19 protein-coding genes and 1 pseudogene are annotated in these 20,851 nt (G+C 70.0%); 4 read left to right on the forward strand and 16 right to left on the reverse strand.

Annotated elements, in window-relative coordinates; genetic code table 11:
* Positions 1 to 7 precede the first annotated feature (7 nt).
* Complete coding sequence (locus AB0D57_RS20500; RefSeq protein ID WP_362074448.1) at positions 8 to 1,345, reverse strand: multicopper oxidase family protein; 1,338 nt, start codon at positions 1,343 to 1,345, stop codon at positions 8 to 10.
* A gap of 377 nt (positions 1,346 to 1,722) precedes the next feature.
* Here AB0D57_RS20500 and AB0D57_RS20505 point away from each other — a divergent pair, with 377 nt between their 5' ends.
* A complete protein-coding gene (locus AB0D57_RS20505) occupies positions 1,723 to 2,457 on the forward strand; it encodes a Sir2 family NAD-dependent protein deacetylase (protein ID WP_362074451.1) in 735 nt (244 codons plus the stop codon).
* A 40-nt stretch (positions 2,458 to 2,497) separates the two neighbouring features.
* Here the strand turns inward: AB0D57_RS20505 and AB0D57_RS20510 are convergent, their stop codons facing one another.
* The 3 genes from AB0D57_RS20510 to AB0D57_RS20520 form a co-directional block, all read right to left on the reverse strand.
* Positions 2,498 to 2,980 carry a methylated-DNA--[protein]-cysteine S-methyltransferase gene (locus AB0D57_RS20510; RefSeq protein ID WP_362074454.1) on the reverse strand — a complete coding sequence of 161 codons (483 nt, stop codon included), beginning with the start codon at positions 2,978 to 2,980 and terminating at the stop codon, positions 2,498 to 2,500.
* A 32-nt stretch (positions 2,981 to 3,012) separates the two neighbouring features.
* A complete protein-coding gene (locus tag AB0D57_RS20515) occupies positions 3,013 to 4,512 on the reverse strand; it encodes an AlkA N-terminal domain-containing protein (protein ID WP_362074457.1) in 1,500 nt (499 codons plus the stop codon).
* A gap of 94 nt (positions 4,513 to 4,606) precedes the next feature.
* Entirely contained in the window at positions 4,607 to 6,619 is a 2,013-nt protein-coding gene (locus AB0D57_RS20520; RefSeq protein WP_362074460.1) for a heavy metal translocating P-type ATPase, read from the reverse strand.
* A gap of 34 nt (positions 6,620 to 6,653) precedes the next feature.
* On the opposite strand from AB0D57_RS20520, the gene AB0D57_RS20525 reads away from it, so the two are divergent.
* Positions 6,654 to 7,016 (forward strand): metalloregulator ArsR/SmtB family transcription factor, encoded by a 363-nt coding sequence (locus AB0D57_RS20525; protein ID WP_362074463.1) that lies wholly within the window; start codon positions 6,654 to 6,656, stop codon positions 7,014 to 7,016.
* A gap of 85 nt (positions 7,017 to 7,101) precedes the next feature.
* Here AB0D57_RS20525 and AB0D57_RS20530 read toward each other — a convergent pair whose 3' ends face one another.
* The 9 genes and pseudogenes from AB0D57_RS20530 to AB0D57_RS20570 form a co-directional block, all read right to left on the reverse strand.
* Positions 7,102 to 8,031, reverse strand: coding sequence for a lysylphosphatidylglycerol synthase domain-containing protein (locus tag AB0D57_RS20530; RefSeq protein WP_362074570.1), 930 nt, complete (start codon positions 8,029 to 8,031; stop codon positions 7,102 to 7,104).
* Positions 8,032 to 8,036: 5 nt separating this feature from the next.
* Positions 8,037 to 8,240, reverse strand: a complete 204-nt coding sequence (locus AB0D57_RS20535) for a hypothetical protein (RefSeq protein WP_362074466.1) — start codon at positions 8,238 to 8,240, stop codon at positions 8,037 to 8,039.
* Positions 8,241 to 8,466: 226 nt separating this feature from the next.
* Positions 8,467 to 8,985, reverse strand: a complete 519-nt coding sequence (locus AB0D57_RS20540; protein ID WP_362074469.1) for an O-acetyl-ADP-ribose deacetylase — start codon at positions 8,983 to 8,985, stop codon at positions 8,467 to 8,469.
* Positions 8,986 to 9,053: 68 nt separating this feature from the next.
* Positions 9,054 to 10,526, reverse strand: coding sequence for a beta-1,6-galactanase (locus AB0D57_RS20545; protein WP_362074472.1), 1,473 nt, complete (start codon positions 10,524 to 10,526; stop codon positions 9,054 to 9,056).
* 196 nt (positions 10,527 to 10,722) lie between these two features.
* Positions 10,723 to 12,132 carry an NAD(P)/FAD-dependent oxidoreductase gene (locus AB0D57_RS20550; protein ID WP_362074573.1) on the reverse strand — a complete coding sequence of 470 codons (1,410 nt, stop codon included), beginning with the start codon at positions 12,130 to 12,132 and terminating at the stop codon, positions 10,723 to 10,725.
* 293 nt (positions 12,133 to 12,425) lie between these two features.
* On the reverse strand, positions 12,426 to 13,271 hold the full coding sequence (locus AB0D57_RS20555; RefSeq protein ID WP_362074475.1) for an inositol monophosphatase family protein: 846 nt from the start codon (positions 13,269 to 13,271) through the stop codon (positions 12,426 to 12,428).
* Positions 13,272 to 13,407: 136 nt separating this feature from the next.
* Positions 13,408 to 14,202 carry a neutral zinc metallopeptidase gene (locus AB0D57_RS20560; protein WP_362074478.1) on the reverse strand — a complete coding sequence of 265 codons (795 nt, stop codon included), beginning with the start codon at positions 14,200 to 14,202 and terminating at the stop codon, positions 13,408 to 13,410.
* Between the two features lie 151 nt (positions 14,203 to 14,353).
* Positions 14,354 to 14,989 carry a DUF4232 domain-containing protein gene (locus tag AB0D57_RS20565; protein WP_362074481.1) on the reverse strand — a complete coding sequence of 212 codons (636 nt, stop codon included), beginning with the start codon at positions 14,987 to 14,989 and terminating at the stop codon, positions 14,354 to 14,356.
* A gap of 35 nt (positions 14,990 to 15,024) precedes the next feature.
* Positions 15,025 to 15,195, reverse strand: a pseudogene (locus tag AB0D57_RS20570) (helix-turn-helix transcriptional regulator); the annotation flags it as partial.
* A gap of 79 nt (positions 15,196 to 15,274) precedes the next feature.
* On the opposite strand from AB0D57_RS20570, the gene AB0D57_RS20575 reads away from it, so the two are divergent.
* Both AB0D57_RS20575 and AB0D57_RS20580 read left to right on the forward strand, forming a co-directional pair.
* Positions 15,275 to 15,868 carry a hypothetical protein gene (locus tag AB0D57_RS20575; RefSeq protein WP_362074484.1) on the forward strand — a complete coding sequence of 198 codons (594 nt, stop codon included), beginning with the start codon at positions 15,275 to 15,277 and terminating at the stop codon, positions 15,866 to 15,868.
* Between the two features lie 165 nt (positions 15,869 to 16,033).
* Complete coding sequence (locus AB0D57_RS20580; protein WP_362074487.1) at positions 16,034 to 16,696, forward strand: hypothetical protein; 663 nt, start codon at positions 16,034 to 16,036, stop codon at positions 16,694 to 16,696.
* A gap of 53 nt (positions 16,697 to 16,749) precedes the next feature.
* On the opposite strand, the gene AB0D57_RS20585 is transcribed toward AB0D57_RS20580, so the two are convergent.
* The 3 genes from AB0D57_RS20585 to hydA form a co-directional block, all read right to left on the reverse strand.
* The gene (locus AB0D57_RS20585; RefSeq protein WP_362074490.1) at positions 16,750 to 18,276 is read right to left on the reverse strand and encodes an NCS1 family nucleobase:cation symporter-1; all 1,527 of its coding nucleotides are present in this window, start codon (positions 18,274 to 18,276) and stop codon (positions 16,750 to 16,752) included.
* A gap of 132 nt (positions 18,277 to 18,408) precedes the next feature.
* Positions 18,409 to 19,431 carry a TIGR03842 family LLM class F420-dependent oxidoreductase gene (locus tag AB0D57_RS20590; protein ID WP_362074493.1) on the reverse strand — a complete coding sequence of 341 codons (1,023 nt, stop codon included), beginning with the start codon at positions 19,429 to 19,431 and terminating at the stop codon, positions 18,409 to 18,411.
* A gap of 18 nt (positions 19,432 to 19,449) precedes the next feature.
* Positions 19,450 to 20,850: a dihydropyrimidinase gene (gene hydA / locus AB0D57_RS20595; RefSeq protein WP_362074496.1), complete on the reverse strand. Its 1,401-nt coding sequence runs from the start codon at positions 20,848 to 20,850 to the stop codon at positions 19,450 to 19,452.
* Position 20,851 lies beyond the last annotated feature (1 nt).

Raw genomic sequence — 20,851 nt, forward strand, 5'->3', positions numbered from 1 at the left:
ACGGCGGTTACTTGTCGATCTGGAGTACCGCCATCATCCCCGCGTCCTCATGGTTGAGGATGTGGCAGTGCAGGACCGTCTTGCCCGGATAGTCGAGGAACCGGATACGAATGACCATGTTTCCGCGTGGAGGGACGTCGACGGTGTCCTGCAAGCCGTAGTTGACCTGCGGCTTGCCGTTGATGCTCAGCACCTGGAAGTCGTTGGTGTGGATGTGGAACGAGTGGACCTCGTCGCTGTCGTTCTTGATCGTCCACTCTTCGACGGTGTTGAGTTTGGCCCGGAAGTCGATGCGGCTGTGGTCGAACTGCTTGTGGTTGATGTAGAAAAGCGTGCCCGCCTTGTTCTCCGTGAAGGTGACCGTCTTGCGTCCCGCGACGGCCTCCTTCGCCAGGTCGTCCACCGGGGCGAAGGCTGTGGGCAAGGCCGCGGGTCGCATCGGTGCGCCGTCGGACCGGACCGTGGCCAGCGTCGCCCGGGGGAACTGGTTACCGGCCTTGCCGGTGTTGTACGGCAGGGTCCGCAGTTCCGACACGCCGGCCTTCGGGCCCTGGACGAGCACGTCGTAGCGGGCGCCTGCCGGGATGACCAAGGAGTCGACGGAGTAGACCTTGTTCACCGGGTAACCGTCCCGGGCGACGATGTGGAACTTGGTGCCCGGCAGCGTCACTTTGTAGAAGATGTTGGCCCCGATGTTCGCGAGGCGCCACAGCTGGGTCTCGCCGGGCCTGATCCGGCTCCGCGGGTTGAGCTGCCCGTTGACGGTGCGTGTCGTGGGTGCGCCGATCTTGAGATTCGTGGTCTTGATCTGGTCGCCCACGAGTTGGAAGTCCTTGAGCGCGACGACGTGTTCTGTGATCCCGTGGAGCGGCGCGGGCAGATACTCGTCGAGGCCGTCGACCACGATCAGGCCGGCCATGCCGCCTGCGGTCTGCGCGGCGGAGAGCGTGTGCGGGTGCGGGTGCGGGTGGTACCAGTACGTTCCCGGCTCCAGGCTCTTGGGGAAGGTGTACTCGTAGGTGAAGGTCTTCCCTGGCTCGATCTTGAGGAAGACGTTGTCCGAATTGCCGACGGGTGAGACGTGCATGCCATGGACGTGCAGATTCGTCTGATGGTCGAGCTGGTTGGTGAAGGAGATCTCCATCCGGTCCCCCGGCCGCAGACGCAGCGTGGGCGGCATGTACATCCCGTTGTACGTCAGGGCCCACAGATCGCGGCCTGCCAGGCGCACCTTCTTGCGTTCGACGACGATCCTGGTCCTGAGCAGTCCGTCGCTGCTCACGATCTGTGGGGGGGCGCGCAGATCTTCCGTTGCCCGCGCGGTGAGGGCCGGCGACGGGGACACGGTCTGCAGGGAAACCGCCGACACCTCCCGATGGCCGTGTGCGCTCGTCTCGGTATGCGTGGTACACCCCGCCGCCAGTGAGAGCGCGGCAAGTGCGGATCCGATGACGGTCCGGGTGCGACGGGCGTGTGCGGACAAGCTGAACCCCCATGCACTGCACATGTGGAAGGCGGACGGCCGTGAGCTGCCATCACGCATCGGAAAATCGGGCGAAATCGGTTACGACCCGGAGGAACGGGGCGGGCATCACCTTGATGTGCGAGCGCCCTCTTGATCCACGTCATTTTGCGCAGACGTGGATCTCAGCCGACCAGCCCGCGCGGGCCACGCCCTGATATCCGCTCGCTCCGAGCAGGCAAGCGTCCTACTCTCGGCCCATGAACAGGCCACTCGTCGCCATCCTCAGTGGAGCAGGGATCTCCACCGATTCCGGGATTCCTGATTATCGTGGCCCGAACGGGCTGTGGCGGCGGGATCCGGAGGCCGAGAAGCTCGTGACGTACGAGTACTACATGGGTGATCCCGAGATCAGGCGCCGGGCGTGGCAGATGCGGCGGAAGAACCGGACGCTGCGGGCGGAGCCGAACGCGGCGCACCGGGCGGTGGCCGAGCTGGAGCGGTCCGGGATACCGGTGCGGGTGATCACGCAGAACGTGGACGGGCTGCACCAGCTCGCCGGGATGCCGGCCCGCAAGGTGCTCGAACTGCACGGCACGGCGCGGACCGTGGTGTGCACGAAGTGTCATGCGAAAACGCCGATGGAGGACGCCCTCGCCCGGGTCGAGGCCGGTGAGGACGATCCGCCGTGCCTGGAGTGCGGCGGGATCCTCAAGTCTGCGACGGTGATGTTCGGGCAGCGGCTCGATCCCGTGGTGCTCGGTGAAGCGGTGGCGATCACCAAGGCGTGCCAGGTGTTCATCGCGGTCGGCAGCAGCCTCCAGGTGCAGCCCGCCGCCGGGCTCGCGGGGGTCGCCGCCGACCACAGGGCCCGGCTGGTCATCGTCAACGCCGAGCCGACGCCGTACGACGACCGGGCGGACGAGGTCGTACGGGAGCCCATCGGGACGGCGCTGCCCGCGCTGCTGCGCCGACTGAGCGCCGAGAGCGGTTAGGGTGGGCCCTCGGTGAGTCCTTCAAGGAAGGGCGAGTCCTTCAGAAAAGGGCACACCCTCGCTCGAAGTCCAGCAGGCGCTGCTTGCGGTCCAGGCCGCCGCCGTAGCCCGTGAGGCTTCCGTCGGCGCCCACCACACGGTGGCAGGGCACGATGATGCCGATGGGGTTCTTGCCGTTGGCGAGACCCACCGCCCGGGAGGCCCCCGGGTTGCCGAGAGCCTCGGCCAGTTCGCCGTACGAACGGGTCTCGCCGTAGGGGATCCGGCGCAGCTGGTCCCAGACCGTGCGCTGGAAGGGTGTGCCGATCAGCCGGAGTTCAAGTGTGAACTCCTTCGACTCGCCTGCGAAGTAGGACTCCAACTGGTCTGCCGCCTCACCGAAGGGCGTGTCGTCGCGCTCGCCGAAGTTCTCCTGCGGTGGGCGGTGGCGCTGGTCGACCATGTAGAGGCCGCACAGGACGCCGTCGTCGGCGACGAGGGTGAGGGGGCCGTAGGGGCTGTCGATGACCGTGTGCTGTTTCACTGGACGTCCTTGAAAAGGATTACGCAAAGGGCTTATACGGGGAGGAAGTTGATCGGGTGACTGTCCGTCGCCCACAGATACTGGACCGCGTACGCCCGCCACGGGCGCCACGCCGCCGCGCGCGCCGTCAGGGCTCCCGGCGTCGACGGCAGGCCCAACTCCTGGGCCGCGCGCCGGATTCCGAGGTCGGTGGCGAGAAAGGCGTCGGGGTCACCGAGGGCGCGCATCGCGATGACGTCGACCGTCCAGGGGCCGAAGCCGGGGAGGGCGAGGAGCCGGGCGCGGGCTTCCGCCCAGTCGCTCTCGACTCCCAAGTGGAGTGACTTGTCGGCGAGTTGACGTACGAGCGTGGTGAAGGTGATGCGGCGGGTGCGCGGCATCGCCAGCGATGCCGGGTCGAGCGCGGCGAGGGACTCCGCGGACGGGAAGAGATGGGTGAGGCCACCCTCCGGGTCGTCGACCGGGTCGCCGTGCGCGGTGACCAGGCGGGCCGCGTGAGTGCGGGCGGCGGCCGTGGAGACCTGCTGGCCGAGCACGGCCCGTACCGCGAACTCGGCCTCGTCGACCGTGCGCGGCACCCGGCGGCCCGGCGCCTTGTCGACGAGCGGGGCGAGCAGCGGGTCGGTGCGCAACTGGTCGTCGACGGCGACCGGGTCGGCGTCCAGATCGAGCATGCGGCGACAGCGGCTGATGGCGACGGGCAGGTCCCGCAGGTCGCTGAGGGTGAGGCGGCAGGCGACGTGGTCGGCGTTCGGGGCGAGACCGACGATGCCGTGGCCGTAGGGCAGCCGCAGGGTGCGCCGGTACGCGCCGTCGCGCCACTCCTCGACGCCGGGTACGGCGGTGGCGGCGAGGTGGCCGAAGAGGTTGTCGGGGTTGAGCGGGGCGCGAAACGGCAGCCGCAGGCTCAGCATGCCCGGCGTCGCCGCCGCCCCCGGTGTGAGTGCCGTCCGCTTCTTGGGGAGTCGGGCGCGCAGCTCGCTCGGGGGGAGGGCGAAGACCTCGCGCACGGTGTCGTTGAAGGTGCGGATCGAGGAGAACCCGGCGGCGAAAGCGATCTCGGCCATCGGGAGCGGGGTGGTCTCGATGAGCAGCCGCGCGGTCTGGGCGCGCTGGGCCCGGGCGAGCGCGAGCGGTCCCGCGCCCAGCTCGGCCAGCAGCTGCCGCTCGATCTGGCGGGTGCTGTAGCCGAGCCGGGTGGCGAGGCCGGGTACGCCCTCGCGGTCCACGACTCCGTCGCCGATCAGGCGCATGGCACGGGCGACCAGGTCGGCGCGCTGGTTCCACTCGGGCGAGCCGGGGCTGGTGTCCGGGCGGCACCGCTTGCAGGCCCGGAAGCCGGCCTGCTGGCAGGCCGCCGCGCTCGGCAGGAACGTCATGTTCTCCGGCTTCGGCGGCACCACCGGGCAGCTGGGCCGGCAGTAGATCTTCGTGGTCAGAACCGCTGTGAAGAACCATCCGTCGAAGCGCGCGTCCTTCGACTGGACGGCCCGCACACAGCGCTCGGTGTCGGTGTGCATCCCGTTCCGCATCTCTCAAGCATCGGGCACGCGCGAGGGCGGGGCTGGCGAGAATCCGACATCGAGGTGCGGCGACCTGAGGCTGGAGGTCCGACCACCAAGCCCCTCAGAGACGCTGGTCCAGGCCCGACCTGTCCCACGCGGATTCCCGCAGCAGCCGCAGTCCGTTCAGCCCGACCAGCACGGTCGAGCCCTCGTGGCCCGCGACGCCGAGCGGCAACGGCAGGTGGCCCAGGAGGTCCCACAGGACGAGGACCGTGATGAAGGTACCCGCGACGACGAGATTCTGGGTGACCAGGCGGCGGGCCGCACGGGACAGCCGTACGACCGCGGGGATCGCCGCCAGCTCGTCGCGCACGAGGACGGCGTCGGCCGTCTCCAGCGCGAGGTCGGAGCCGGCCCGGCCCAGGGCGACCCCCGAATGGGCGGTGGCCAGGGCGGGGGCGTCGTTGACCCCGTCCCCGACGAACAGGACCTTGCGGTCGGCCAGTTGCAGATCTCGTACGGCCGCGACCTTGTCCGCGGGCAGCAGACCCGCGCGTACGTCGGTGATGCCGGTGGCCTCGGCCACCTCGGCGGCGGCGCACGGGTTGTCGCCGGTGAGCAGCACGGGTGAGGTGGCGGTCAGCGCGGTGAGCGCGGCGACGGTCTCGGCGGCGTCGGGGCGGAGGCGGTCGGTGAGGGTGAGGGTGCCGACGGGGACGCCGGCGCGCGCCACGAGGACGACCGTGCCGGCGTCGACAGGGCGGTCGGCGTCGGCGGGACTGTCGGGGTGGCCGGGGCTCTCGGGGTCGGCGGGGCTGTCGGGATCGGGGCGGGTGACCGTGATCACCTGGCCTTCGACCAAGGCGGTGACGCCGTGTCCCGGCTTCGCCCTGAAGTCGACGGCGGGCGCGAGACGCAGGCCGCGGGTCCGGGCGGCGGCGACGATCGCGCGGGCGAGCGGGTGTTCGCTGGGGTGCTCGGCGGCGGCCGCCAGCGCCAGCAGGGCGTCCTCGTCGAGGCCGGACGCCTGCGACGGACGTACGGCCGTCACCTCGGGCACGCCCTCGGTCAGCGTGCCGGTCTTGTCGAGAGCGGCCGTGTCGATCTCGCCGAGGCGTTCCATGGCGAGGGCCGACTTGACCAGGACCCCGTGCCGTCCGGCGGTCGCGATGGCCGAGAGCAGCGGGGGCATGGTGGCCAGTACGACCGCGCACGGCGAGGCGACGATCATGAAGGTCATCGCCCGCAGCAGCGCGCCGGTGAGGTCCGCGCCGAAGGCCATCGGCACGGCGAAGACGGCGAGCGTGGCGGCCACCACACCCACCGCATACCGCTGTTCGACCCTCTCGATGAACAGTTGCGTCGGCGCCTTGGTCCGCGAGGCATCCTCCACGAGGGTGACGATCCGGGCGATCACCGAGTCGGCGGGATCGCGCTGAACGCGGACGCACAGGGCGCCCGTGCCGTTGAGGGTGCCCGCGAAGACCTCGTCGCCCGGGGCCTTCACCACCGGCAGCGGTTCGCCGGTGATCGTCGCCTGGTCGGCCTCACTGGTGCCGTCCAGAACCCGTCCGTCGGCGCCGATCCGCTCGCCCGGGCGGATCAGCACCACATCACCGACGGTGAGTCGGCTCACCGCGACCGACTCCTCACCGTCGGCAGTCACCCGGGTCGCCGTGGCGGGCGCGAGGTCGAGCAGGCCGCGTACGGAGTCGGCGGTGCGTGCGGTGGCCAGGGCCTCCAGGGCACCGGAGGTGGCGAAGATGACGATCAGCAGCGCACCGTCGAGGACCTGCCCGATCGCGGCCGCGCCCAGGGCCGCCACGATCATCAGCAGGTCGACGTCCAGGGTCTTCTCGCGCAGCGCCCGCAGCCCTTCGATGGCCGGTTCCCAGCCGCCGGCGACGTACGCGATCGCGTAGAGCGGGCCGTACATCCAGCCGGGCGCCCCGGCGAGATGCGGCGGGAGCGCGAGCAGGAAGGCGGCGGTCGCGAGGAGCGCCCAGCGGGCCTCCGGCAGCGCGAGGACACGGGTGCGGCGGCGCGGGGCCGTCCGGAGGGGTGCGTCGACGGCGGGAGACGAGGCAAGAGTGGAAGGCACGCGGGCACCATACAGGAACACATGAAGACTCATTCATGCCTTCATGTGTGGTAGGTAGGATGCGTCCATGGGTCATGGAGCCGTCACCGCCGCGCAGGACGCCACCGAGCGCGTACGTCTGGACGCGGCCAACGTCGCGAAGGTGGCGACCACGCTCCAGGCACTGTCCACCCCCTCACGTCTGCTGATCCTCGCCCGCCTGCGCGAAGGACCACTCCCCGCCACGGAGTTGGCCGCCGAGGTGGGCATGGAACAGTCCGCGTGTTCGCACCAGTTGCGGCTGCTGCGCAACCTCGGACTGGTGGTCGGCGAGCGCCAGGGCCGGTCGGTCGTGTACGCGCTGCACGACCATCACGTCGCCGAACTCCTTGACCAGGCGGTGTATCACGTGGAGCATCTGCGGCTCGGGCTGAGCGACGCGTCCGAGTGACGTGGAGGTCGCCATGGAGGTTGACGCCCGGCCCGCCCCCCACAATCGGGCGCTGTCACCACCACGGTCGCTGTCGCCGGTTCACTTACAGCACCCGGCGGCGCACCAGCACGCCCAGCGTCACCAGTCCCGGAAGCAGCGGCAGCCACATCGTCAGCAGCCGGTAGCCGAGCACGGCCGACGCCGCCGCACCGCCCTGGGCTCCGACCAAGGTGAGGGCCAGGATCAGAGCCGCGTCCAAGGAACCGATTCCGCCGGGGGTGGGAAGCAGCACGGCGGCGCTGCTCGCGGCGAGGTACGCCAGCGCGACCTGGGCCGGGGGCAGCGGCAGCTCGAGGGCTTGGGCGACCGCGACGACCACGGCGGCGTGCAGCGAGGGGAAGGCGACCGAGCCGCCCCACAACGCCGCCGTCCGCGCCGGGACTTCGTGCACGGCGCGGACGTCCGCCAGCACGGCCCGCAGCGCGCGCCGCAGCGGGCCGGACAGAAGGGCCACGGCAGCCACGACCACCCCGACGGTCACGGCGACCACCGTCGGGGAGACGTGCGGAAGGCGGAGCACGCCGGGACACGCGGACGCGAACACGGCGATCAGGAAACACCGCGAGACAGCGCCCGCGGTGGCCTTCACCCCGAGCGCGGTCGCCGACCGGGCGACCGGCAGACCGCACCGGGTCAGGAAGCGCAGATTGACCGCGCCGGCGCCCAGCCCCGCCGGCAGCACGTGATTGGCGGCGGAGGCCGCGAACTGCACGGCCATCAGCCGCCCGGCGGGCAACGGCCGTGCCACCGCCCCTTGCTGGGCAAGAGCCGAACACCCCCAGGTCGCCGCGGTGGCCACGGCCGCCACGAGCAGCCAGCCGCGGTCGGCGACGGCCAGCCGATCGGCGCCGGCCGCGATCACCGACCAGTGACGCCGCGCGAGACAGCCGACGCACACCACCACCACGAGCGTCACCGCGGCCTGCAGGGGGACCCGTCTGCTGACGGTCGTCGTGGCGGCGCCCGGCGGCATGGGGTTCATACTTCTCGGCCCGCCCGGGCAGCGGGAGCGACGGAGGAGCACACGGCAGGGAAGTCGGTCGCTGCGGCCTCGTGACCGGTCAGCGCATAGGGCGGCCGCACCTCCAGCCGGTCCTGATGGGCGACGGCGGTGCGGCGCACGGGGAGACGCCCGTGGCGTTCGGCGGCGCCGACGTGCGGGAGGTTCAAGGTCGTGGCCATCGTCCACCCTTCGGCCCGACAGGCTGCAGGGCACCTTCGCCGTACAGGACGTAAGGCGAAGGTGGAAATCGCGAAAATCATGGTCAAGTTACCGTGAACCGCACGAGGGTGCAGGCCGGAAGCGCCGACCGGAGCGCGGTATGCGGGACGCCCGCCCGAAACCCGGCACGAAGGAGACGCTCCAAAGCCCGGCACGAAGGCGCCCCTGCGGACCCCGGCACACTGCTCAGCCCTCCGCCAGCACCTCGGCGAAGACGTCGTATGCCTTCTTGTCGAACAGCACGAACCGCACCTCCTCGACGGACGGATCCGCGCTCTCGCGCACGGTCCGTACGGCGATCCGCGCCCCGTCGTCCATCGGCCAGCCGTAGATCCCGGTGGAGATCGCGGGGAAGGCGACGGTCCGCGCGCCCAGCTCGGCGGCGACGCGCAGGGACTCCCGGTAGCAGGAGGCGAGCAGCTTCGAGCGGTCCTCGGCATGGGTGAACACCGGTCCAACGGTGTGGATCACCCACCGTGCGTCCAGCTTGCCTGCGGTCGTGGCGACCGCCTTGCCGGTGGCCAGGCCTTTGCCGTAGTGGGAGGCGCGGAGCCTGCGGCACTCGGCGAGGATGGCGGGGCCACCGCGGCGGTGGATGGCCCCGTCCACGCCGCCCCCGCCGAGCAGCGACGAGTTCGCGGCGTTGACGATCGCGTCGGCGCTCTCCCGGGTGATGTCTCCCTGGGCCAGGGTGATGGCGGTCATGACTGCCTCGACCTCCTCCTTACGTCCATGACCGCATTGTCCCCCACGCGTCGGACACCCGCCGAAGGTCAGACCACCACGCCGTCGATCTCGAAGGTCTGTACGGACGCGGCGGCGAAGGGCACGGTCAGCGTCTTGCCGCTGAGGTAGGTGTCCGTGCGCGCGGTGTACAGGTCACCGCCGCCGGAGGTCAGGGTGTTCCAGCGTCGTACGAGACCGCCGCTGCCCCCGGTGACCTGGGTGAACCTGGACAGGTCGAACGTGAGGTTCTGGGCGGCACCGGAGTTGACGGCCACGACGACCAGCCGCCTCGCGCTCGCGTCGTAGGCCGCGACCGCGTATCCCACACCGGTGTCGAGGATGGTCATACCGGGGCGGATGTGACGGCTGAACTGGGCCATCACGTAGTACTTGGTCTGCACGGTGGTCGGCTGGAGGGTGCTCGCGTCGTAGGCGATCATCGCCCAGCCGGAGCTGGGGTCCATCACCTGCCAGTAGACCCACGCGGTCGGGTGCAGCCAGCGGAAGTCCAGACAGAGGTTGCTCGCCAGAGTGAGGCCCGTGGCGTCCGAGTCGCCGGTCTCGGAGTTCCACAGCTTCTTGCCCGCCGCGCCGACGACATCGGTGTAGAGCAGGTCGCGGCGGCCGCCGGAGCCCTGGTAGCCGTGCACATTGACCTGGCTGACCAGCGCCTTCGTCGACGAACCGAACGAGTTCCAGGTCGTGCGCGCCAGGTCGTAGCTCGTCTCGTCGGATGCGGAGATCCGGGTGGCGGTCAGGCCGCGCTTGTCGAGTTCGCTGCGCAGATACGGGAGGACGGCCGCCTGGACGGCGGCGTCCATGTGGCAGCCCTCCTGGGTGCCCGTCGCCGTCCACCAGCTGGAGGACGGCTCGTTGAAGGCGTCGACGGTGCTGAAGTTCACGCCCCAGTTGTTCTTCGCGTACAGCGCCACGCTCGCCAGGTGGGAGGCGTGCTGGCGGTAGTTCCAGGACTGGAGGTTGTTGCCGCCGCCGGCCGCGCCGGACGGGTTGTGGTTGAGGCACATCCACCACATCGGCGAGTTGGCAAACAGCTCACTGACGGCGCCGCGTTGGGTCGCCTTGACCAGGGCCGCCCGCTGAGCGGCATCGGCCGTCCAGTCCCAGGCGGAGGACGTGGGGTCCTCGTTGTTCCAGTCCTGCCAGAACCCCTCGATCTGCTTGAAGGCGGGGATGTTGGGGGAGGCGACCATGGTCGTGCCGCCCACACTGTTCCAGCTGCACGCGCCCAGGTTGTAGCGGGCGATGTTCAGGCCGAGGCCCGGCAGCGTCCTTCCGCCGTACGCGACGGACTTGGTGGTGAAGAAGATGTCGGCGAAGTCGTCGCGCGCGCCGAACACATTGGCCCACCAGGCGAGAGAGGTGCCCCAGCCCTCCCAACTTCCGTACGTCGCACTGGGGTTGACCCCGATGGTCGCATCGGCCCGAGCAGTGCCCGTAGCCAGCGCGCTGCCGAGGAGTGCGCCGCCCGCCGCGGTCAGCACCGATCTGCGCTTGATCATATGGAGTCTCCTGTCACGGTCATGTCACGGCCCCTTTGCATGGTCGGGTGGGGGCAGAACCGATGTCGAGACGTGTGACAGCGCTTTCTTCCTGTGCCGGAGGGACGGGCCTTCTTCTTGTGCCGGGAAGGACGGGCCTTCTCGTCGTGCCGGAAGGGACGGCTGTGTCGGTGACGCGCCGCGGACGCGCCCGCGGTCAGGACTGCCGCAGCCGCCGCCACACGGCCTTCGCCGCGTTGTGCCCCGACATCCCGTGCACACCGGGGCCCGGCGGGGTGGCCGAGGAGCAGATGAAGACGGCCGGATGCGGGGTGCTGTACGGGAACAGGGAGAGCTTGGGGCGCAGTAGGAGCTGGAGTCCGGAGGCGGCGCCGCAGGCGATGTCTCCGCCCACGTAATTGGCGTTGCGCGCGGCGAGTTCACGTGGGCCGGCGGTCGCGCGGGCCAGCACGCGGTCGCGGAAACCGGGCGCGAACCGCTCCAGCTGCCGCTCGATGGCGTCCGTGAGGTCCCCCGTCCAGCCGTTGGGAACGTGCCCGTACGCCCAGAAGACCTGCTTGCCCTCGGGTGCCCGGGACGGGTCGACGACGCTGGGCTGGACGGTGATCAGGAAGGGGGCGTCCGGCGCCCGGCCTTCGCGCGAGGCCGCGCGCAGGGCCGTGCTGATCTCGGCACGGCTCGCGCCGACCTGCACGGTCCCGGCGGTACGCGCCTCCTTGGCCGTCCAGGGCACGGGTCCGTCCAGCGCGTAATCGACCTTGAAGACCCCCGCGCCGTACCGATAGCCCTCGTAATACCGCCCGAAGCCCGCGATCCGGGACAGGGCGGAGGGCGAGGTGTCGAAGACGTACGCGCGCGCGGGCGGCAGGTCGTCGAGGCGCTTGACCTCGTAGTCGGTGTGGACGGCGCCACCGAGGTCCTTGAGGTACGCGGTGAGCGCGTCGGAGATGGACTGGGAGCCGCCGCGCGCGACGGGCCAGCCGCGGGCGTGCGCGGCCAGGGCGAAGACCAGGCCGACGGCGCCGGTGGCGATGCCGTCGAGCGGGGCGATGACATGCGCGACGAGCCCGGCGAACAGCGCCTTGGCCCGCTCGTCGCTGAAGCGCCGCATCAGCCAGGTCGAGGGCGGCAGCCCGGCGAGGCCGAAGCGGGCCAGGGTGACCGGGTCGCGGGGCAGTGCGGTCAGCGGCAGGGACATGAAGTCGTGGGCCAGCGTGTCCCACTTGGGGAGGAAGGGGGCGATCAGCCGACGGTACGCACCGGCGTCGCGCGGGCCGAACGAGGCCGCCGTCTCCGCCACGGAACGCGCGAGGACGGCTGCCGTACCGTCGGGGAACGGATGCGCCATGGGCAACTCGGCGTGCAGCCACTCCAAGCCGTACCGCTCCAGGGGCATCGCGCGGAACGCCGGGGAATTGATGCCCAGCGGATGGGCCGCCGCGCACGGGTCGTGCCGGAATCCGGGCAACGTCAGCTCTTCGGTGCGGGCTCCCCCGCCCACGGTGTCCCGCGCCTCGAACACGGCCACGGAGAAGCCCCGGCGGGCCAGCTCCACGGCAGCCGTCAGTCCGTTCGGCCCCGCACCCACCACGACCGCATCGAGCATCGACGGCACCTTCGGACTCCTTTGTCAGCCGACGGCCACTGGACATCAGGATATGCCGGAGGACTGACAACCTTGACGGCGCGGGGGCACGGCAACCGGGCGCCGGGCGGCGTGCGCGGAGTCTCCTGATCAGACCGCGGTGGCGGACAGCGTCAGGCCGAGGTGGCCGACGGCATCAGGCCGCAAGGGCCGACAGAGTGCAGGCCTCGGTGGCCGACAGAGTCCAGGCCGAGATGGCCGACGGCATCACGCTGCGGTGACCGACAGCACCACGCCGCGATGGCCCCACGGCATCACGCTCCGGCAGTCAACAGCGCCACCACCCGGCGGGCCGTGGCCTCGTCCCGTGCCGCCGTGAACGGCAGGGCGTTGCCTCCCGTGATACGGAACGGCTCGCCCGTGCTGGTCAGGTGGATGCCGCCCGCCTCCTCGACCAGCAGCAGACCCGCGGCGTGGTCCCATGCGGCCTCCCAGGAGAAGGCGGTGCCGTCCAACTTGCCCCGGGCGACGGCCAGGTACTCGAGGCCCGCCGAGCCGCACGGACGCGGCCGGACACCTTGGGTGCGCAGGCCGAGCAAGGCGCGCTTCTGCTCGTCGGTGGTGTAGTCCGGGTGGGAGGTGGCTATCTCGAGGTCGTGGCCGGGCGTGGGCGAGCCCGAGCGCAACGGCTCACCGTCGAGCAGCGCGCCTTGACCGCGGATGGCGACGGCCAGCCGGTTGCGGGCCGGTGCGTAGGTCCATGACGCGCGGACGACGCCATCCTGCGCGAGTGCGACGAGTGTGCAGAAACCGGAGTCGCCGTGGACGAACTGTCGGGTGCCGTCGACCGGGTCGATGATCCAGACGGGGGCCTGGCCCTGGATCGCCTCGTACGTCACCGGGTTGGCGTGGACCGCTTCCTCTCCGACCACGACCGAGCCGGGCAGCAGCTTGGAGAGCGCTTCGGTGAGGTACTCCTCGGCCTTGCGGTCGGCGTCCGTCACCAGGTCGTGCGGGCCGCTCTTCTCGTCGACCTCGTGTGCCGCGAGCCGCCTGAAGCGCGGCATGATCTCGGTGGCGGCCGCCTGCCGCACCGCTTCTTCGACGTCGGACGCGTGGTGAGCGAGAAACTCGTCGATGGTTTCGATGTCTTCGATCATGGCTCCATGACAACACGCGCCACTGACAATCCCTGCCTGTCCGGTGCACTACGGGTGGAATCGTCGTGAATACCCGGGGCCGCCCGGAATCAGCGCGTGCTGCCGGAGAAGGGCTGGGCCCCGACTCCCGGTCCGGTCATTCCCACCTCTCGGTGACCCAGTACTGGCGCGCGCACTCCATGAGATCACCGCTGTCGTAGCCCAGGGTGAAGGCAGTCGTGCGCTCCTGCTTGCTGCCGTGGGGATGAGCGCCGCCGATCTCCTTGTCGCCCGCCAGCTCAAGGGCGTTGACAGCCTCGGACAGATCAGCGGTGGCCACCAGGCCCTGCTGAGAGACGTACTTGGTCCAGTTGCCGCTGAAGCAGTCCGCTATCAGCTCGGATTCCTTCACATTGACGGTGTCCCCGTCCTCCAGAACGGGCGCGCCGTCCTTCATCTGCACAATGTCCCGCAGGTTCAGCTGGTCCATGAGTTCCCTCTGTACGTCGTGACCGTACTCATGGGCCATCACGGTGGCCAGCGCGAAGTCGCCGGTCCGGTTCCCCACGGCCCTGGCCGTCGTCACCGGGAAATGGATCGCGCCCGAGTGGGTGACGCCCTCGTCATCCGTGTAAACGTCCCACGGGCAGTAGAAGAACGACGGCGTGTCGTGCGCGACGGGCTCATCCGTGCAGTGACTGGAGAAGCCGTCTTCCCCAGGTATCGGGGCGGTGTAGAAAGAGGACGGCCCCGTCAGACCCTGTTCCTTGAAGACATCCCGCCAATAGCCGTCGACGCTGGCGTAGGCAAGGCCCAGATACTCGGCCAGCCCTTCGGGCGTGTCGGTGCGTATCTCTTGTGCGGACGCGAGTGGGTCGGTGGGCGTAGGCGGCTGCGTCGCGGCGCTCGCACCGGTCGGGCTCGTGACCGCACTCGCAGTGAGGAGAGCCACCGTCGAGAGCAGTCCGGTGCACCAGGTACCTAGTCGATTGCGCCGCCTACCGAGTCGATTGCGCCGCCGCATGACCATCTCCCGAGGGCTCTCGTCCCCCACATCCACCTTGCGCCCGCCCACACCCCCGGGGCAACCTCAGCCCCTCGCCTCAGGGCCCGGGGGCCCACGCCGTCGTCCCGAGGGTGTTCTCCGGGCCGATGTCGAGCGGCTCCTCGGGGCGTACGTTCATGGTGTCGCGCCCCTTCTGTGGGGCGACCCGGAGATACGTACCGTCCGCGGCCGCCATCCGCCAGTACAGGGCTGCCCACGCGGTGTCACCCGGGGCGAGGGTCAGCGGCTCGGCGCCGGTGTCCTCCGGCGCCATGGGCACCTGGCCCGTCCCCTCGACGGTCCGCACTCCCGGGATCGGGGCGCCCCCCTCGTCGAGGACGCGGACGGACGGGTAGCCGTTCACCTCGTACGGCCGCGTGCCGCAGTTGGTGAGAATGAGGGTCATGGCGCGCAGGCCCATGGCGGCGTCGACGGGGCCGGTGTCGACGCGTACACCGGACGACGGGCAGCCGCGCACCACCTGGACCGGGACGGTGGGCGACGGCTCGGGCGGTGCGGACACGGGCGGCACGGACACGGGCGGCGGGGCGGCCCGGGTCCGGGAGGGGGTCGGCTTGCGGTCGGGATTGAGCTCGCGATCCAGTTCGGAGGAAAGCCCGCACCCGCTCGCGGCCAGCGCCAACAGGCAGGCGAGGACGGCGGAACGGGTCCATGTCAGGCGTATCGCGATCACGCGCCGATGATGGCACGGAAGATCGGCGGAAGCCGTCACTCCGCGCGCCCGCGCGCCGTCACCAGGACCGACTCGTAGGCGAACACGACGAGTTGGGCCCGGTCGCAGGCGCCCAGCTTGGTCATCGCGCGGCTGATGTGGGTCTTGGCCGTGAACGGGCTGATGACCATGTGCGCGGCGATCTCCTCGTTGGTGAGGCCGCGCGCGGGGAGACGCTCACCGACGAGAAGCACGCGCGCGTGCCGGCATGGGGCGAGGCGACCCGGACCCCCCGGCGCCCCGGAGTTGACTCCGCTGCCCTTCCCTGGCGCACACGCCCCCGCCTGGATCGGTACCGCGCTCTCCTTCCACTTCATCAACCGCGTCGTGTCGGCACTGCTGACCGAGAATCTGCTGGCGGGCACTGCGCAGCGGTTCAGGGCGGTGCGGAGTCCGGGCGGGCGCTCCCTCGCCAGGACAGTGCGCCGCCGCCCCGCCCCGGGCGTGGGCGTGGCCCCTCTCGACAACCCCGGCCCCGACTGGGCACGGGGGGCCACCGTCGGCCCGGCGTACGCCGCACTGCGGGCCGCCGCCACCGCGGGTGCGGGACTTCTCGACGAGGCAGACCGGATCCTCGTACGGGAAACACTGGATGCCTGGAACGGAGCACACCCTTCGCTCGCGTGGAACGTGCTTCCCGACCGCTCGCGGCCCGGGGCTCGACTCGCGTTGCTGGCCGCGCTCGCCCCGTACCGGATCACGGACGAGGATGTGGCGGCCTGGCGCAAACCCATCCATAGCGACGACAGCCTGGTGCGGCTCGTCGCGTACGGCGCGTTCGCCGCCGTCGACCGGATCGAGAGCGCGCTGCCCGTCCATCCGGCCAAAGATCGCAGGTGACGCGGCTCGTCGCGGCGAAGTGGCGCACAGTGCGTCAACAGTGAGGCACTGTCATCGCACAGGAAGGGAGAAGTTTGCACTTCCGCCCCACAGGGACTCGTGTGACACTGGCGTCCCGTCCGCAGTGCGGACCCTCTCCGCACCGTCCCCCACGAGAAGTGCGCCGTGCGTTCTCTTCCTCTGCCGCTCGCCCTCACCGCGCGTCTGCTGCCGGTCGCCGTGCTCGCCTCGGCGGGCTGGGCCCTGACGTCCGGCCCGCTCACCGCGGCTCCGACCGCCGCCGAGCCCAAAACGCCCCAGAAGACCAAGACGGCGACCGCTCCCTCGACCTCCGCGGCCACCAAGACGTACGCCTCGTCACCAGCTCCCTGCACCGCGGTGGCGACGAAGTCGATCACATCCCTGGTCCCGGGAGCCAAGACGGCCGGCCAGGAGATCGCCTCGACCGACAAGACCGTGCGCCGCACCTGCTCCTGGAACGCGCTCAAGGGCTACGACTACCGTTGGCTCGACGTCTCGTACGAGATCAAGGAGTCGGACAAGGAAGCGCAGAGCTCGTTCAAGGGGCGTACGACCGACAAGGGTGATGGAGCGTCGGTTTCCGGGCTCGGCGACGAGGCGTACTCCGCGTCGAAGCTCACCACCGAGGACAAGCAGGAGACCCGTGAGACCGTCCTGACGGTCCGCGCGTCCAACGGCATCGTCGTCATCACGTACAACGGCAGCGACTTCGAGACGAAGAAGGCCCCCAAGGCGGACGTCATCTTCGACGGGGCGCTCAAGGCGGCCACGGAAGCGGTGGCCACACTCGAGAGATCGGCCCAGTAGAGCCGACCCGAGTGAAGGGGCCGGCTCTACCCGGTGCATCTAAATCGGATGAATCAGACAGCGGTCCTCCCTCGCCCCCGCAGCAGCATCAGTGCGAGGTACAGGACCACCGACGTACCGAGCCCGACCGCCCACCCGTAGTCGGCCAGCGACTCCAGGGCCGGGATGGGCCGCCCGTCGATCAGCGGATGGAAGTCTGCTCCGCCGATGGCCAGGACGCCGCCGGTGACGAAGGCGACGACGGCCCGCCAGTTCCAGCCGCCGTCGTACCAGTAGCGGCCACCGGTGCGGTACAGGTCGGCGAGGTCGAGCTTGGTGCGGCGCAGGATCCAGTAGTCGGCGATGAGGATGCCCGCGACCGTGCCGAGCAGGCCGCCGACCAGACCGAGCCAGGTGAAGATGTAGCCCTGCGGGTCGGAGTACAGCTTCCACGGGAAGATCAGCACGCCGAGGACGCAGGTGGCGAGCGCGCCGGCCCGGAAGCTGATCTTCCGGGGTGCGATGTTGGAGAAGTCGAAGGCCGGTGAGACCAGGTTGGCCGCGACGTTCACGGACAGGGTCGCGACCAGCACGGTGACCAGCGCGAAGATGATGCCGAAGACGTTGTCGGTCTTGGCGGCCAGCTGGACCGGGTCCCAGATCGCCTCGCCGTACACCGCCTGGGAGCCGGAGGTGACCATGACGGACAGGAAGGCGAACAGCGTCATCGTGGTGGGCAGGCCGAGCGCCTGGCCCCAGGTCTGCGCCTTCTGGCTCTTGCCGTAGCGGGTGAAGTCGGGGATGTTCAGCGCCAGTGTGGACCAGAAGCCGATCATGCCCATGAGAGCGGGGGCGAACAGCTTCCAGAACTCCGGGCCCCAGCCGAGCTTGGAGGGCTGGTCGAGCAGCGGGCCGAAGCCGCCCGCCTTGCCACTCATCCACCACAGCATCACGCCGGCGCCGACGAGCACGAACGGCGCCGCCCAGTTCTCGAAGCGACGGATCGTCTCCATGCCCCGGTAGATGATGGCGACCTGGATCACCCAGAAGATCGCGAACGACAGCCACATGGTCCAGGCGTAGCCGCCGATCCGGCCGGCGTTCGCCCAGCTGTCGCCGAAGAGCTTCCCGGCGAGGAAGAAGATCGCCTCACCGCCGATCCAGGTCTGGATGCCGAACCAGCCACAAGCCACCAACGCCCGTACGACGGCAGGGAGGTTGGCGCCGCGGACGCCGAAGGAGGCGCGCGCGAAGACCGGGAAGGGTATGCCGTACTTGGGTCCGGCGTGCCCGGTGAGCAACATCGGGACCAGCACGATCAGGTTGGCCAGCGCGATGGTGAACACGGCCTGCTTCCAGTCCATGCCCACGGCTATCAGGCCGGAAGCCAGGGTCCAGGAAGCGGTGTTGTGGGCCATGCCGACCCAGAGCGCCGAGAAGTTGTACGTGGTCCAGGTGCGCTTCTCGACCGGGACCGGCAGCAGGTCCTCGTTGGCGTAGGGGCCGCTGGGCGCGGGTGCGCCGGGGGCGATCTCCACCCGGCCGTCGGGGAGCGTGACTTGGGCGGCCGGTGGGCTGTCGGTGGGGACGGTCTCGGTCATGGGCAGGCCAATCAGTGAGAGGTGTCGGGAAAGGCCGTGCGGGCGTCTGGGGGGTGCGCGGGGAGCGCCCTGGCCCCCTTCCCGGGACGGCGGGAAGGGGAGAACGGGGAGGAGGCCCGATCGGGCCCCCTACTACTGGCCGTTGACGGCCGGGATGACCTTCGTCCCGTACGCGTCGATCACGGCTTCCTGCGCGTCGTGCATGTCGTACACCGCGAACTGGTCGACGCCCAGCTCGCGCAGCGCCTTCAGTTTCTCGATGTGTCGCTCGGCCGTGCCGATCAGGCAGAACCGGTCGACGATCTCGTCGGGCACGAACTTGGTGTCGGGGTTGTCACTGCGTCCGTGGTGGGAGTAGTCGTACCCCTCGCGCGCCTTGATGTACTCGGTGAGCTCGTCCGGTACGGCGGCGGAGTGCTCGCCGTACTTGGACACGAGGTCGGCGACATGGTTGCCGACCATCCCGCCGAACCAGCGGCACTGCTCACGCGCGTGGGCGAGCGCCTCGGGCGAGTCGTCCTCGGTGATGTACGCGGGTGCGGCCACGCAGATCTTGACATCCACAGGGTCCCGGCCGGCCTCGACCGCCGCGTCCTTCACCGCCTTGACCATGTACTCGGTCAGATAGAGGTCGGCGAGCTGGAGGATGAAGCCGTCGGCCTCCTCGCCGGTCATCTTGAGGGCCTTCGGGCCGTACGCGGCCATCCAGACCGGGAGTTCGGCGCCGGGCTTGACCCAGGGGAACTTGATGACGGTACCGCCGAGGTCGGCCTCGTCGCCGCGCCCGAGAGCGCGGATGACCTTCATCGCGCCGCTGATCCGGGCGAGGGTGTTCGGCTTGCGTCCGGCCACGCGCATCGCCGAGTCGCCGCGCCCGATGCCGCACACCGTGCGGTTGCCGTACATGTCGTTGAGCGTGGCGAAGGTGGAGGCGGTGACCTCCCAGGTGCGGGTGCCCGGGTTGGTGACCATCGGGCCGACCGTCAACTTCTCGGTGTTGGCAAGGATCTGACTGTAGATCACAAAGGGTTCCTGCCACAGCACGGCGGAGTCGAAGGTCCATCCGTAGGTGAAACCGTTGCCCTCGGCCCGCTTCATCAGGTCGATGACGCGGGAGGCAGGGGGGTCGGTCTGCAGGACGAGTCCGAAGTCCATGGCGCCACTCCTAGTCGCTCAGAGAAGGTACTGACAGGTGGAGCGGGGGGTGTAGACGCCGTGACCCGCGCGTCCGGTGAACTCCCGCTCGGTGATGACCATTTCGCCGCGCGAGAGCACGGACTCGACCCGCCCGGTGACCCGCTTGCCCTCGTACGCCGAGTAGTCGACGTTCATGTGGTGCGTCTCTACCGACATGACCTGCTCGGCGAGCGGGTCGTAGATGACGATGTCGGCGTCGGCGCCCGGCGCGATGGTGCCCTTCTTCGGATACAGGCCGAACATTCGGGCCGGGGTCGCGCAGGCGATCTCGATCCAGCGGCGGCGCGAGATGTGACCGTCGACCACGGCTTGGTGGAGCAGGTCCATGCGGTTCTCGACACCCGGAAGCCCGTTGGGGATCTTCGAGAAGTCGCCCCGGCCGAGCTCCTTCTGGCCCACGAAGCAGAACGGGCAGTGGTCGGTGGAGACGACCTGGAGGTCGTTGGTGCGCAGGCCACGCCACAGCGCCGCCTGGTGCTCCTTGGGCCGAAGGGGCGTACTGCACACGTACTTCGAGCCCTCGAAGTCCGGTTCCGCGAGGTTGTCGGTCGACAGGAACAGGTACTGCGGGCAGGTCTCACCGAAGACGTTCAGGCCTTCGTCGCGCGCCCGCGCCAGTTCGGCGACCGCTTCCTGCGCCGAGACGTGCACGACGTACAGCGGCGCCCCCGCGACCTGGGCGAGCTTGATGGCGCGGTGGGTGGCCTCGGCCTCGAGGAGCGCCTTGCGGACCTCTCCGTGGAAGCGCGGGTCGGTCTCTCCGCGCGCCAGCGCCTGCTCCACCAGCACATCGATCGCGATGCCGTTCTCGGCGTGCATCATGATCAGGCCGCCGTTCTCGGCGGAGCGCTGCATGGCGCGCAGGATCTGGCCGTCGTCGCTGTAGAAGACGCCGGGGTAGGCCATGAACTGCTTGAAGGAGGTGACGCCCTCCTCGACCAGCAGGTCCATCTCCTTGAGCGTCTCCTGGTTGACGTCGGAGACGATCATGTGGAAGGCGTAGTCGATCGCGCACTTGCCGTCGGCCTTGGCGTTCCACGTGTCGAGGCCTTCGCGCAGCGAGTGGCCCACGCTCTGCACCGCGAAGTCGATGATGGTGGTCGTGCCGCCCCAGGCCGCCGCCCGGGTGCCCGTCTCGAAGGTGTCGGAGGCGAAGGTGCCCCCGAACGGCAGCTCCATATGGGTGTGGGCGTCGACGCCGCCCGGAATGACGTACTTGCCGGTGGCGTCGATGGTCCGCTCGGCCGTCCACGACTCGGCCGCCGGGGTCCCGGTCGCCGCGAGGGCGGCGATCCGGCCGTCCTCGATCAGGACGTCGGCGTGGATCTCGTCGGACGCGGTGATGACGAGGCCACCACGGATGACGGTACGGCTCATG

The organism is Streptomyces sp. NPDC048275 (genome assembly GCF_040652275.1).
In the GTDB taxonomy this organism is placed as follows: Bacteria; Actinomycetota; Actinomycetes; order Streptomycetales; family Streptomycetaceae; genus Streptomyces.